Source organism: Fluviicola sp., from assembly GCF_030151805.1.
Taxonomy (GTDB): domain Bacteria; phylum Bacteroidota; class Bacteroidia; order Flavobacteriales_D; family Crocinitomicaceae; genus Fluviicola.
The window spans coordinates 1-14,213 of sequence record NZ_JASLCN010000393.1 but is presented as its reverse complement, the minus strand read 5'-3'; the positions used below and the strand labels follow the sequence as shown (position 1 = coordinate 14,213).

The 14,213-nt window shown below is 39.3% G+C and carries 13 protein-coding genes and 1 pseudogene; 12 read left to right on the top strand and 2 right to left on the bottom strand.

Annotation, left to right across the window (positions count from 1 at the left end):
* Together Q1V93_RS14890 and Q1V93_RS14885 are read right to left on the bottom strand one after the other, a co-directional pair.
* Positions 1–268 (bottom strand): annotated as a pseudogene (locus tag Q1V93_RS14890) (hypothetical protein); the annotation flags it as partial.
* Between the two features lie 80 nt (positions 269–348).
* Positions 349–1,230 (bottom strand): DMT family transporter, encoded by an 882-nt coding sequence (locus tag Q1V93_RS14885; protein WP_300665748.1) that lies wholly within the window; start codon positions 1,228–1,230, stop codon positions 349–351.
* A gap of 58 nt (positions 1,231–1,288) precedes the next feature.
* Here Q1V93_RS14885 and Q1V93_RS14880 point away from each other — a divergent pair, with 58 nt between their 5' ends.
* The 12 genes from Q1V93_RS14880 to Q1V93_RS14825 all read left to right on the top strand — a co-directional run.
* A complete protein-coding gene (locus tag Q1V93_RS14880) occupies positions 1,289–1,597 on the top strand; it encodes a DUF3467 domain-containing protein (protein WP_300665746.1) in 309 nt (102 codons plus the stop codon).
* A 22-nt stretch (positions 1,598–1,619) separates the two neighbouring features.
* Positions 1,620–2,903: an oligosaccharide flippase family protein gene (locus Q1V93_RS14875; protein WP_300665744.1), complete on the top strand. Its 1,284-nt coding sequence runs from the start codon at positions 1,620–1,622 to the stop codon at positions 2,901–2,903.
* A 53-nt stretch (positions 2,904–2,956) separates the two neighbouring features.
* Positions 2,957–4,210: an O-antigen ligase family protein gene (locus tag Q1V93_RS14870; protein WP_300665742.1), complete on the top strand. Its 1,254-nt coding sequence runs from the start codon at positions 2,957–2,959 to the stop codon at positions 4,208–4,210.
* Positions 4,176–5,093 (top strand): glycosyltransferase family 2 protein, encoded by a 918-nt coding sequence (locus Q1V93_RS14865; protein ID WP_300665741.1) that lies wholly within the window; start codon positions 4,176–4,178, stop codon positions 5,091–5,093. Before Q1V93_RS14870 ends, Q1V93_RS14865 begins: the two co-directional genes overlap by 35 nt.
* Before the next feature lie 192 nt (positions 5,094–5,285).
* Positions 5,286–6,362 (top strand): glycosyltransferase family 4 protein, encoded by a 1,077-nt coding sequence (locus Q1V93_RS14860; protein WP_300665739.1) that lies wholly within the window; start codon positions 5,286–5,288, stop codon positions 6,360–6,362.
* A gap of 43 nt (positions 6,363–6,405) precedes the next feature.
* Positions 6,406–7,659, top strand: coding sequence for an O-antigen ligase family protein (locus Q1V93_RS14855; protein ID WP_300665737.1), 1,254 nt, complete (start codon positions 6,406–6,408; stop codon positions 7,657–7,659).
* 211 nt (positions 7,660–7,870) lie between these two features.
* Complete coding sequence (locus Q1V93_RS14850; protein WP_300665736.1) at positions 7,871–8,182, top strand: hypothetical protein; 312 nt, start codon at positions 7,871–7,873, stop codon at positions 8,180–8,182.
* Complete coding sequence (locus Q1V93_RS14845; protein WP_300665734.1) at positions 8,175–8,471, top strand: cell division protein ZapA; 297 nt, start codon at positions 8,175–8,177, stop codon at positions 8,469–8,471. Before Q1V93_RS14850 ends, Q1V93_RS14845 begins: the two co-directional genes overlap by 8 nt.
* Before the next feature lie 92 nt (positions 8,472–8,563).
* Positions 8,564–10,099 carry a ribonuclease Y gene (rny, locus tag Q1V93_RS14840; RefSeq protein ID WP_300665733.1) on the top strand — a complete coding sequence of 512 codons (1,536 nt, stop codon included), beginning with the start codon at positions 8,564–8,566 and terminating at the stop codon, positions 10,097–10,099.
* A 2-nt stretch (positions 10,100–10,101) separates the two neighbouring features.
* Entirely contained in the window at positions 10,102–11,103 is a 1,002-nt protein-coding gene (locus tag Q1V93_RS14835) for an SDR family NAD(P)-dependent oxidoreductase (protein ID WP_300665732.1), read from the top strand.
* Positions 11,104–11,306: 203 nt separating this feature from the next.
* Positions 11,307–13,190 carry an O-antigen ligase family protein gene (locus tag Q1V93_RS14830; protein WP_300665731.1) on the top strand — a complete coding sequence of 628 codons (1,884 nt, stop codon included), beginning with the start codon at positions 11,307–11,309 and terminating at the stop codon, positions 13,188–13,190.
* Positions 13,174–14,213 (top strand): oligosaccharide flippase family protein (locus Q1V93_RS14825; protein WP_300665729.1); only part of this gene is annotated, 1,040 nt, incomplete at its 3' end. The genes Q1V93_RS14830 and Q1V93_RS14825, both read left to right, overlap by 17 nt.

The window sequence follows — 14,213 nt, the reverse complement described above, 5'->3', positions numbered from 1 at the left end:
CATAAAAAGCCGGAGATTGAGTACCATGGTCAGAAGGAATTGTCGCAGGATTTCCGAAATTGTCCAAACGTGGCTGCACAGAATCAAAATGTAGTTTGACGATCAGATACGGACCTGTTTCAACAGCAGGATCCGGGTAAGTACAGCTTCCGTCGTCTGAAGTTGCTTTTGAATTGTAATTGGTTGCTGAAGGGTCAGTACAACCTTTCTTTTTACATCCCACAGAAACTGCGGCTAGTAGAAGGAACAAAAATGTTAGTTGTTTCATTTTTTTGTAGTTTTTCGAATGGCTAAAATAAAGAAAAAAAGACTTAGTTCTAATGATATAACGAATTCAGTACAATATGGTTACTTTTTGTTAATCATATAAACAGCAGCGATTCCGAGAAGCCCTCCGATGATCGTGTGAATCTCCAGATTTTCTCCTAGAATGGCGAAAGAAAATACGGCTGCACTGAAAGGCACAATGAAGATAAAACTGCTCGCTTTTTCTGCCCCGATTTTAGAAGTTGCGAAAAAGTAGGTCGTGGTAGCAAGCGTTGTGGTGATGACACTCGAGAACAAAACATTTCCCCAGAATTTCAGATCATTTGTTTGCACCAATTCTCCGATTGCACTGAAGTCACAAAACGGAATGATGCACATCAGGGTTACGAAATACATCCACCACGTAAAAGCAAAAGGAGAACCGTATTTCGCAGATTTCGATGTAAATTTGCTCATTATTGACCAAACCAGGGCACAGATAAGAAAGAGGAGATTTCCCGGTTTGGCGAAAATATCTTCGTTTCCCCAAACTTTCAGAAGCACAAGGCCGGCGATAATTCCGAAGCACAAACCGATTGATTCGTTTCTGGTTGGTCGTTTCCAATCCACCAGCATCCCGATCCCGTAAGCCATGACAGGGTTTAAAGTCGTTACCAGAATTCCTCCTGCTCCCGGGCTTCCGTTTTTAAGTCCGGCTAAAAAAGTATAATTGTAAATGGCCATTAAAACACCAGAAGCCAGAACGAAGGGAATCCCTTTTCTGGAAATGACAATCTTGGTTTTTAATACAACCAGCAGTAAGATCAAACTGATGATAACGAATCCGTAACGGAAAAATCCCAAAACAGCGGGTGTCCCGAAAGCAGTCAGAACTTTATTCGACGGCCAGCTGATTCCCCAAATAATCATGCTGATGACCATGATAATCGTTAGCATGTACTGAGAATTCTGTTTTTCCTTCATGGCGCAAAATTAGTGATAGTTATCTGGAATTAAAGAATGCTTTTAGTATTTTCGTCCTATGGAAAACAACGAAAATCAAATTAATATCGAACTGAACGAGGAATTGGCGGAAGGAGTCTATTCCAATTTGGCTATTATCACACATTCACAAGCAGAATTTGTAGCGGATTTTGTTCAGATGATGCCCGGAATGCCTAAGGCAAAGGTGCGTTCCCGCGTAATCATGTCGCCGCAAAACGCCAAGCGATTGATGCGTGCTTTGGCCGATAATATTCAAAAGTATGAGCAGGTGAACGGAGTCATTAATGACACAGATACTCCGCCATTTCCCCCGATGAATTTCAGCGGAACAAATAACCAGGCGTAATCATTTCATTAATCAGAATCAATTGGGGAGCAAGCTGAATCTCAAAAATCGGTCTGAATTCGTTAAGAATATTCTGAAATTAATTACAGGTACTGCGATAGCTCAACTTCTGACAATTGCATTTTCGCCAATTGTTCAACGGTTATTTACGCAGGAGGAATGGGGTTTTTTTGCATTGGTAAGTTCTATTTATGGTGTTATTGCGTTGGTTGCAGGAGGCAAATACGATGTAGCGCTATTAGTTCCGAAACGAAATGTAGATGCCATGAACCTATTAGGGCTTTCTCTTTTTGTGAATCTGGGTTTTGCCATTACTTTCTATGGCGTTTTGTTCCTGTTGTCGTTAGTTGGCTGGGGTGCGAAATTAGGCATCTGGTATTATTTGCTGCCCATTTTTGTCTTTATCGTGGGTTCAAGCCAGTCACTCATTGCATGGAATAACCGAAGAAAAAGATACCGGGAGATTGCAACATTCCGGATCTCGCAATCACTTTTAAATAATGTGTTTTCCATTTCCACAAGTTTAGCCCGTTTTCCAATGAATGGGGTTTTGCTTGCTTACCTGGGTTCCGGATTGATCTCATTACTTGTTGCTATTTATCAGATAAAAGCCGATTTCCGGTTGATTGTGAGGGGAATTTCCATCAAACGAATGCTGTTTGTTGGAAAAAAATATGCCCGTTTTCCATTGATAAATACGTTCCAGGCTTTACTGGATGCACTGCAAATTAACGGATTGATTTATATCATTGCGTTCCTGTTCGGAGATTATTACGTAGGTATTTTCTCATTGGCGATTCGTATTTTGTTTCTGCCAATGGGATTCATTGGAACGGCAATCGCCCAGGTTTTTTACCAGGAAGCAAATTCACTCATTCATCGAAAGGAAAAACTGGTTCCTCACGTCAGGAGAACGATCAAAATGAGCTGTTTCGTAATCGCTCCTGTTTTCATCATTTTGGTATTGGCTGGTCCGCACTTGTTCTCGTTTGTATACGGGAAAGCATGGCAGGGATCAGGAGTTTATTCTCAATATTTAGCCGCCTGGGTTTGCATTGATTTCGTTCGCGCACCACTTTCGCAGATACCACTGATATTCAACAGACATCACATCTTATTGGGGTTCTCTATTGTAAGTAATACGTTTATTTTTCTTGTTTTCATTCTTGGTTCCTCCCTGAATTGGAATTTGGGACTAATCCTCTTATCGGTTTCAACCTTGCAAGTTTTCCTTATATTCGTGCTTATTATCTGGATTATTCGAATTTCTAAGTTCTATGATTCCACATTATCTACAGGCAGTTAATAAAAGAAATGAGCGTTTATAATTATCTTAAATCAAATCAGATTAGCATTTTTTTGAGTGCGCTGGTTTTTTTTCCAACGGTAAGACTTCTTCTTCTGGGCTCAGGACACGTATCAGGGATTAGTTTGTTAGTCGGACTATTACCTGAAATGTTGTTTACAGTTATTCTGGCCTGGTTTCTTTTTGCTACTATCAAAGATCCGAATCGAAAAACGCATTTATTGGATCAATTGGTATTGATTTACTTTCTGTTCAATGTTTTGATTGGCTTTTACAATGCGCATGATTTGAAAGCAAGTATCTATGGCTTCCGATTAACCTATTTACCTATGCTGGCCTACTTTGTTGGCTCTTATTATTGGGATAAAAAAGTGGATTTGGAACGGATTTTTCATGGATTTTTCAAAGTACTTGTTTTCGTTGCGGTAATTGGATTCATGATTTATTTCTTCTTCCCGCAAATCCATGTGTATTTTCATAAGTTGTCTACTGATGAACCTATTGTGACATCCGCTATCAATTTTGTGCGGATGACTTCCATTCTGTGGACTCCAGTAGTGTTTGCAATGCTGATGCTTAGCGCATTTTGCTATTGGACTTACCGCTATTTGAAAACAGGAAATAATATTGCTTTACTCTTTTCATTGATGACTGTAAATGCTGTTTTCTTTAGTGTTTCGAGAGGGCCAATGATTGCTTCTGTTATTGCGCTGATATTGTTACTTGTGCTTGGGAAAAATCGAAAGTTCAAACTCATTATTTTGGGAATTCTGATGTTAGAATTGCTTCTTTTTTATCTGTTTGTACCCAAGTTTTCAGAAATACTGGAATGGTTTTTCCTTTCCTCCAAACAAACAGCAAGTCTCGAGAAGTCTAATACCCGTGTGGGATTATGGACTGAAGTCATGCATTCGGTGAAACACAATCCGATGGGCGTGGGACTTGGTAAAGCAGGGCACACAGCGGTTCAGTTATTTCCACCCGGTACTCCCGGAGTTTCTTTTGCTTCAACGGACGGCTGGTACTTCAAATTAATGATCGAAACAGGAATTCCCGCATTGGTCATGTATTTGGGACTGGCACTTACATTCTTCATTAGCATGATCCGGACAATCCGGAGAAGTACCGGCGATATCGTAAGTGTTATTTTTATCATTTTTGTAGTAACTGGTTTGGTCAATGTTACCAGTAATGCATTAGATTTTTATTTGTTTAGTTACTTGTATTGGTTTTTACTGGGACTATTCGTATTTAAATTGAAACAAAAAGAGCATGCTGTTAAAGAAAGTTTCGGTAGTCATAGTTAATTATAACGTCAAAGACTTAATTCTTACAAGTCTTCGAACACTTTATAAGTATAACTCTTCAGAGAATCTGGAAGTAATCGTCGTTGATAATCATTCGGCAGATGATTCCTGTAATGCGATAAGAAGTGAATTTCCGCAGGTTATTTTACTTGAAAATGATTATAATGCGGGTTTTCCGAAAGGAAATAATCAAGGGTTTGAACTCGCAACGGGCGACTACATTTTTATGTTGAATCCGGATACGGAATTTGAAGACAACGCAATCACTCTCATGAGAGAATATCTTGATCAGCATCCCGATGCATGGCTTTTGGCTCCGGGCTTGTTGAATTCAGATAGAAGCTGGCAGCAAAGTGCCTGGCGCTACCCGACAATTACGTCCGTATTTTGCGAATCATTTTACCTCAGACCTTTCCTGAAAAAGAAAAACTACCGCGATAAGAATTTTAATGAAATTTTTGAAGGTGAAACTTTTTCCGGAGCGGCTCTGTTTTTCAGAAAGGAACTTTTGGATAACATCGGAACACTGGATGAAACCATGTTTTGGATTGAAGATGTGGAGTTTTGCTGGAGAGCAAACCACCATCATTTCAAATGCCTTTATTTTCCGAAAACAAAACTGATCCATCATATCGGACAAAGCGCTAAGAAAAATTACAATATTTCCATTTCGAATCAGGTATACAACAAGGTGAAGTTCTTCAGAAAGCACCATTCGAAACCGGCAACATTGGCGATTATTTCCATTAGTCTGGCACACGTTTTTTCAAAGATTATCATTTTAGGAATTCTTTCTCCTTTCAATAAAACCTATTATTTGAAATGGAGGGCCTATCTCTATACGGTGCCACGTGTCATCAATCCTCCGAAAGGAATAACCTGAAATGAGGTCAGGCTGATCCCGGATAAGCAAAAACAACAAATTTAGATAAAAAGCTCTGTGACCCCAATTGGTAAAGTAAAGGATAGAATTGTCAAATTGTTTCCAGATAGCCAATTAATAACTAATTTAGCCTTGTCAAGCAAAATTTGACAAGTAATCAAATTAGAATAACGTGTATTCACAAATGAATTTATGAGGATTTGTTTTTTTGCAGATGGTGAAAGCATTCATACCATCAGATGGTGTGAATATTTTCATTCATTAGGACATGAAGTACATTTGATTACGTTTTCGCATACTACTATTCCGAATATCCATATTCACGTTGTTGATGGCGGGAAAATTAACGTTTCCGGCGGTAACTGGCATCTGATCACCCGCTTTTGGAAAGTAAGAAAATTGGTAAAAAAAATTAATCCGGATATTTTTCACTCACTTTACGCAACCAGTTATGGTGTTACCGGAGCATTGGCAGGTCATAAAAGATATGTAGTAAGTGCTTTGGGATCCGATTTGTTGCTGAGCGGAAAGAAATCATTTACTTACCAGAAAGCACTTCGGTTTGCATTTAAAAAAGCAAAATGGATCATTGTGATGTCTGAGCAAATGCGTGAATCTGCAAAAGATATCGGAGTGGAAATGTCTAAATTATCCATTCTTCCTTTTGGTGTTGATCCGAATATTTTTAATGCAACAGGTAAAAATCTGTCTGCCGATAAATTTGTCATTACGAGCACCCGGAACTTCGAAGAAGTATACAATATTCCACATCTTTTACATGCTGTCAAACAGGTGAAAGATGAAATACCAAATCTGCAGGTAAACCTTTTTGGTTCGGGGAGTCTAAAAGAAGAACTGGAGCGTTTAAGTGCCGATTTGGGAATAGATGAAATAGTTTCTTTCAAAGGGCGGATGAGCCAAACAGCGATTGCACAGGTTTTGAGAGATTCTCATGTCTATGTTTCAGTTTCTCTTTCTGACGGAAGCAGCAATTCCCTGAATGAAGCTATCGGATGCGATGTGTTTTGCATTGTAACCGACCTGCCGGCTAATTTGCCGTGGGTGCGGGATGGTTTGAATGGTTTTCTGGTAAAAACAAATGATGCAGAAGATTTGGCAGATAAAATCAGGAAAGTATATTTGAATTACGAAGAATTTCAAAAAAATGCCACGCCTGTTAATCGACAGATCTTTGAAGAAAAAGGAATTTGGTCAAATAACATGAAAGTGGTAGAAGAGAAGTATGCAGAATTGCTAAAAAGGCGTTAACTTGCTCTCAGATAATCAACCCCTAATTTGAATAAGTGATCTAATGAATTTGAAAAGCAGTTCGGAAAATTGGTACGAATATTTGTTAGCTGGAGCTTTAACATGCTTTTGTTTTGCTCCGAAATCAATTAGTCTTTTCGTTATTTTATTGATCATTTTCACTGCTGTTCAGGTTCTCCGAAAGCAGATGAAATTTGTCTTTTCACCGGTTTTACTGACTTTTGTTTTGCTTTATTTGGCATATGCTGTAGGAGTGTTTTTCACGAATCATCTTCCGGATGCATTGGGATATCTGGAGAAAAAAATGGTATTGGTCATTTTTCCGGTATTATTTTCTTTTCGGTTTCAGCGCCCGATAAACCTACGGATCATTACACTGGGTTTGGTACTGGGAACAATCGTATTGACCATTTTATCCGTCATTCACGGAATTCAGATTTATCAACTGACACACGACTTCAATAATAGTTTCGGAAGTTCTCAGTATTCATACATCCATCACCCGACTTATTTTGCGGCATTTATTACGATTGCACTCCTGATGGTGAGAGAAGGAGCGAAGAGAAACTGGAAATTCTTCAATTCCTGGACGCTTGGAGCATATTTCTTGCTTACCTGTGTCAATTTATTGTTTTGTTTTTCCTTTGCATCACTGCTCTTCTTTTTGATTGTGATTGGTGTGCTGTTCATCAGATACTTTTACCAAAAGCTTCCGAAAGTTTGGTTTTTTATCGTTTTAGCATTCTTGCCGCTGATTCCTATCGGAGCTTATTATGGAAACATCCATGTTGAGATCGAGGTTGATGAGACCTTAAGAGATGCGAAAGCATATGTTCAAAATCCAAATTCCGTTTTTGAAAAAATAAGAACAAATCCATCCGGAAACCAAACCAGGTTATTGATGTGGACTGTTTCAACACAAGAATTTTTGGAACATCCGATGGGATCCGGCACAGCAAATTTCGATGATAAGCTGGGAAAGAGATTAAGAGATAAAAACCTGGACGATTATGCCGATTTGAAATACAATCCGCACAATCAGTTTTTGCAGGTTGCTGTTGAGATAGGAGTGATCGGACTCCTGATTTTCGGTGCCATCTTTGTCTGTTATTTTAACATGGCGAGGAAATATCGTTTTGCCCCCTTATTCTGGCTGACTCTTAGCCTGGCATTCAATTGTCTTTTTGAATCCATGTTTCAACGGCAAAGCGGGATCGTATTTTACGTACTGCTTTTTTGCCTGTTTACCGCTTACCTTCAAAATCAGGAAAAGAACGCTCAATCAGAGGTTGTTTAAAATCGTGCTGAATAGAATTGCCAATCTAAGTTTTAGAAGTAAGAAAATACTTGGCAGTATATGCTTGATTTTTATTTTAGTGGAATTGATCTGTTTAAAATGCTTGGGGTTGAACCGATTTTGGGGGTATCGCCAAAAAAGTGTTCACAACTTCCCATAAAATTGTTGTAGAATTGGTTTTACCTGTTATTTTTGTACAAACGCTTATTGGATGACGTCTGAGTTGAAATCTTTAATTGAACAAATTGGCGCGAAATCTCGTCAGTTACACCAATCGTTGGTGGCTGAAAGAGAGCGCGTTCGTTCTATGACAGATGAAATTAATCGTCTTAATGCTGAGATTTCTGAGTTTCAAAACCAGAAAAAGATGATGGAGGATGAGCTCCAAAATCTGAAAACAGAATTAAGCCAAGTGCGTGAACAAGTTCAAGTGCCGCCTGTTTCGACCAATGGAGTTGAGATCGACGTACTTGTGAAAGAGATTGATTTCTGCATTCAACAATTAAAAATAACGAATGAGTAAGGTGTCTTTAAAAGTAGTGGTTGCAGGCCGCACGTATCCTTTAACTGTCCAGGAATCGGAAGTGGAAAAGGTACAACGTGCTGCTGAAGATATTAATAAAGCAATCAAACAACTTCAAGATAACTTTGCTGTTCGCGATATGCAAGACTTGCTGGCAATGACTGCCCTGCAATTGTCTACACGAGGTGGGAAAGCACCGGTTGCAAATGCGCCTGCTCCCCCAGCTGATTATTCGGAAGCCACAGCAGCTTTGAAAGCGCTTTCTGATGATTTGGATGCATTGAATTGATTGCCCCGATAACTATCGGGATACGCAAGTCTTTTTCTCACTTGTTTACGTAACATCCTCGTAAGCAGTGGGATTTTTTTATTTAAGAAACTATGGTAAATGTAATTATTGGAGCATTGATCGGGTTAATAGGTGGTGGTATCGCTACTTTCATTATCCAGAATACAATGCTTAAGAAAAGAAAAGAACAAATCTTGAAAGAAGCTGATCTGGAAGGAGAAGCAATGAAAAAAGATAAGATTCTTCAGGCAAAAGAACGCTTCCTGAAATTGAAAGAAGAGCATGAAGAAGCTGTAAAAGATCGTGAAAGACGCATACAGTCGACGGAGGATCGGGTGAAAAGCAAAGAAAAATCACTGACTCAAAAAATCGAAGAAGTATCCAGAAAAGAAAAAGATACAGAACGTTTACAGAGTGAATTGACAACCAAGATTGAAGCGAATGAAACGCGCCACCAGGAATTGGAGAAAATGCACCAGAAACGTGTTGCTGAGTTGACAAAGATTACCGGAATGTCAATCGAGGAAGCCAAAAATCTATTGATGGAATCTTTGAAAGATGAAGCGAGAACAGCAGCAATGTCACATATCAAGGAAATTACCGAAGAAGCGAAGTTGAATGCAAACAAAGAAGCAAAACGGATTGTGATTCAAACAATCCAGCGTGTGGCTTCTGAACAGGCAGTTGAAAATGCGGTTTCCGTATTCAACATCGATTCCGATGAAGTAAAGGGAAGAATCATTGGTCGTGAAGGACGAAATATCCGCGCACTTGAAGCAGCAACCGGAGTGGAAATCATTGTAGATGATACTCCTGAAGCAATTATTCTTTCTTGTTTTGATCCTGTCAGAAGAGAAATCGCACGATTGGCATTGCACCAACTGGTTTCGGACGGACGTATTCACCCGGCTCGTATCGAAGAAGTTGTTGCTAAAACGAAAAAATCACTGGAAGAAGAAATCGCAGAAACAGGAAGAAGAACCTGTATCGATTTGGGAATCCATGGTTTGCACCCGGAATTGATTCGTATGGTCGGACGTATGAAATACCGTTCGTCTTACGGACAAAACTTATTGCAGCATAGCCGCGAAGTAGCAAACCTATGCGCGATTATGGCAGCAGAATTGGGAATGAATGTGAAGGTGGCAAAACGCGCCGGATTATTACACGATATCGGTAAAGTTCCGGACGAAGAGCCAGAATTACCGCATGCTATCCTGGGAATGAAAATCGCTGAGAAGTTTGGTGAAAAACCAGACGTATTGAACGCGATCGGAGCTCACCACGACGAAATTGAAATGACGACGTTGATTTCACCGATTGTTCAGATCTGTGACTCCATTTCAGGAGCAAGACCGGGAGCAAGACGTGAAGTGGTTGAATCTTACATCAAGCGAATCAAAGACCTGGAAAACCTTGCCTTGTCTTATGACGGAGTGAATTCTGCATACGCTATCCAGGCCGGACGTGAATTGCGCGTGTTGGTTGAAAGTGAAAAAGTAACAGATTTACGTGCGGATGAGCTTTCATTTGCAATTTCTCAGAAAATTCAAACGGAAATGACATATCCCGGTCAGGTAAAAGTAACCGTGATCCGTGAAAAACGTTCCGTGAATTACGCGAAGTAGTTATGGATCAAGTTCAGCTGATATCTGATAGATTAAAAAATAAAACCATACTGGTAACCGGCGGCGCCGGATTTATCGGTTCAAATTTGACAGAGGCTCTATTAAAAATAGGTGCCTCTGTTATTGTTTTGGATAATTTGGAAACGGGACTTCAGTCGAACATCGACAGATTGTTGCAATACGACAAATTCCGTTTCATAAAAGGAGATATCTGCAATCCGGAAGATTACCGCGAATTGCTGAAAGAAGTAGATGCAATCTCCAACCAGGCAGCTTTGGGTTCAGTTCCCCGCTCGATTGAGTTTCCTTTGAATACGCACCGGGTCAATGCAACCGGCTTCCTGACGATTTTACATGAAGCCAAAACGGCACATGTGAAGCGCTTCGTTTATGCCAGTTCGTCTTCCGTATACGGTGATTCTCTTGCGTCTCCGAAACATGAAGGGGAAGAAGGGAATGTACTTTCTCCTTACGCCGCTACCAAGCAGCTAAACGAGGAATACGGTCGTGTGTACCATCAACTCCATGGAATGGAAACCATCGGATTGCGTTATTTCAATGTATTCGGACCGTATCAGAACCCGAATGGAGTTTACGCGGCTGCCATTCCAAAGTTTCTGGATAAAATGCTTCAGGGCGGTGAAATTGTTGTCAACGGTGACGGAGAGCAATCCCGTGATTTCACTTACGTGCGTAATGCCGTTCATGCAAACCTGCTTTCTTTGATCTCTGAAAACGAACCCGCTTTCGGTCAGGTTTACAATGTGGCTTGCGGTCGCAGTTTGACCTTGAATAACGTGATTGATGGTCTTGAAGAAGGGTTGAGATCTTTGGGAGAAACACCTCAAAATACAATTACTTACGGCCCGCCGAGAAAAGGAGATATCAAAGATTCATTGGCATCAACTGCCAAAATAGAGCAATACCTCGACTATAAACCTGTGTACACATTCGAAGAAGGAATTGAGGAATACCTGCGCCATGTGTTACAGTCAAAGTCATAAAGGAAATTATTTTTTTGCGTATTTCAATTATTGACATTGCTTACTCTGAGCGGTGAAACAAAATTTTTTACCGTCCGGAATCCTTATTTTTTGCATGAAAATTGAAAAAAAACACAGGAATATTCCAACTATTTTGAGAAAAGTACGTTCTATAGATGTAACCTGCCTCAGAAAAGTAAAAAGAATATCCATTTTACAATTATATGATTGCAAACACCTCTAAATTAAACTTCGTATTTATTTTTTTATTGATTTTTACCCTGATTGGCGGAAGTCACATGGTTATCGGTCATGTTGGAGGAGTTGAGTTTTCCGCTTATCGTTTTGTTTTGACATTGGCAGGAATTTACCTGTTGGCGACAAAACAACTGGTTTGCTATACCAATCGCTTTTCAAAATATGTCTTTTATGTTTTCCTGATTTGGGTTCTTTATGGGGCAATTTCACTGCTTTGGACCCCATTGCTTTTGTACGGAATCAAAGAGTTGTTTTATTTAGGAGTAGGTTTGGCAACGTATGTTGTTTTTCTTTCTTTCTCCCGCACTGAAAGTACATTTAAACGGGCATTGGAAAAGATCTGGATTACCAGTTTCATAGCTGTTATTGGATTTCTGTTATTTGAAATGCTCACACAGCGACATTTCGAAGGCGAATATCTTCAGAAACTGGCAGAATTGGGAGCTTTTCACAAGACCAATTTTATTCCCATTTTCACATTCATTAATCAAAATATTTTAGGAATTTATTTCTGTATTTCTATGGTCCTTTCAGGATATTTTCTGCTCCAAAACAGGAATGTCTTATTGAATGTTGCCATGATACTGGTTGCGTTGGATTTTTTACTTTTAACGGAATCCCGTTTAGGAGTTTTATGCATGTTTTTACTGCTTGTGATGACTCTTTTTTTATTGGTTTTTAAAAACATCAGGTCAAAAATTCCCCTATCATTCAGCAGAAAACAACGCATAATCATTTTGCTGATTGTGGGTTTCAATTCCTTTGTGATTTATTCGGAAGTGCAATTTCTGGAATCAAACACCGAATTTCAATTTTATGAGCATGAAAACACCAGTCGGGTTTATGTCTCTTTATGCGAACAATTGAATCTTCGGGTGAAAGAAGAGGGAAACACCCTGCTAATGAGTAAAGCTGTTTTAAAACAGCCGGATAGTTCGATGAAGCCGGACAGAGTATTTGCCATCGAGCATAAAGCGTATTTGAAATTGCTCAATAACGATAGTGTAGAGTTACAATTGAAACGGATTCAGCCGGAATTGAGTAAAACCCTCTTTATGGGAAACAATGGCCGCCTGATTATGTTGCTGTTTTTGATATTTGCCGGGTTGATTGCGGTTTACCTGGTGTCATACCGGTTTGAGAAGTATTATATCATTGGATTGGTTTCCTGTATTGGTTTATTTATCATTGTCTTGTTGCCAGGGAATCCATATAAGTATCCTTTTAACGGATATAAGGAAGTTATTCTTTCGGAACCGGATTCTGATACGAAAAAATTTGTTTTGACAGATCTGGGTGTCATTTCTGCCGATGCAGGTACCGGAGAACTCTTATTGAAAGGAGGAAAGGTAAAAACCTTTCTTTATTCAAAGAAGAATCAAAAACTGGATAATATTGTACTAATGGAAGCTTTGGGGAGTAATTCTGTCCGGAAAAACTTGTTATTGAATGGATTGGATTATTTAAAAAGATCGAATTATATGGGTTTGGGAGCCGGTGGTTTTCAGGCAAGTAATGTATTGAAATTGAACAAATATCCGGATAATGGTGTAGTAGGAGCACATAACTTTATCATAGAAATATTATCTCAATATGGCGTTTTTATCTTTGCCCTACTGATGTCGGTCTTCATCTGGATCATCTATATTTTGCTTTGCGCACTCAAAAGGGGATTGTGGGATGAGAAACATTTTTTAGTTTTGTGGTTGCTCGTAACGTTGGTTTTTATGGGAAATGCAAATTCAACGTTTTTGTCACTCCCGATCAATTGGTTTTTGGTAGTATTGGTGTTAGTATTCGCAAATGAATTAATGGAGTCAAGGAAAGAACTGAATGAAAATAAACATTAAAAAGTCGCCGTTTGCGCAAAATGTGTTCATCCTCTTAACCGGATCAGTCATTTCGCAAATCCTGCCTTTTCTGATGCTCCCGATTCTTCAGAAATACTTCTATAAACCAGCCGATTTCGGAATTCTGGCAGTTTTTATTTCCATGTGCGAGGTGTTTTCCGGAATTGCCTGCTTAAAAATGGAATTTGCCATTGTTGTTCAAAGAACCATCAGAAATGCCATTAATGTGGCATTTGCAGCACTAAAAATAACTGGTGTTATGACACTCCTGTCATTGATCATTGTGCTGCTGTTCAAAAATGAGTTAAGTATCTATTACAACGAACCCAAACTGGCTAATTATTTGTTCTTGCTGCCCTTGTACGTTTTCCTGGTGGGAACGAATGATATTTTGACCTATTGGTTCAATCGGAAACAGCAATTCAAAACCATTTCATCCTCAAAAGTTGTTCAAACTTCCTTTGCTGAAACCGTCAAACTTGTTTTAGGTTATCTGGGATCAAATTATGCAGGCTTGTTACTGGGAAGATTGCTGGGCTTTTTCTTTTCCGCATCTTATTTGGTCTGGCGCTTTTTGAAAAAAGATTTCAAAGCACTTCGTTTAATCCGGAATAAAACAAGCAATGAATTGGTGAAGACCAACAAACAATATGTTTTTTTTACAACTCCGGGAGTATTTGTCAATAGCTTGATCAACTTAACGTATCTGAATTTGTTTATCAGTTATTTCGGGAAAGATATTGCCGGTTTGCTGGGAGTTTCGATGGCTTATTTGTCGGCAGGTTTCGGAGTCATTTCCATCTCCTTTTCCCAGGTTTTCTTTTCCAAAGTTTCTGAGAGCGCTGATTCGAATCATTTGCTTCAGGTGTACAAGCGATTTGCAGGGCAATTGGCTTTAATGGCTTTGGTTCCTTTGGCTGTCATTTACCTGATCCCGACCAAAATGGTTGTTTCTCTTTTGGGAGAAGAGTGGAATCAGTTAATGTCCGTGGCACGGATCATGGCTGTTTGGTTGAGTATCTG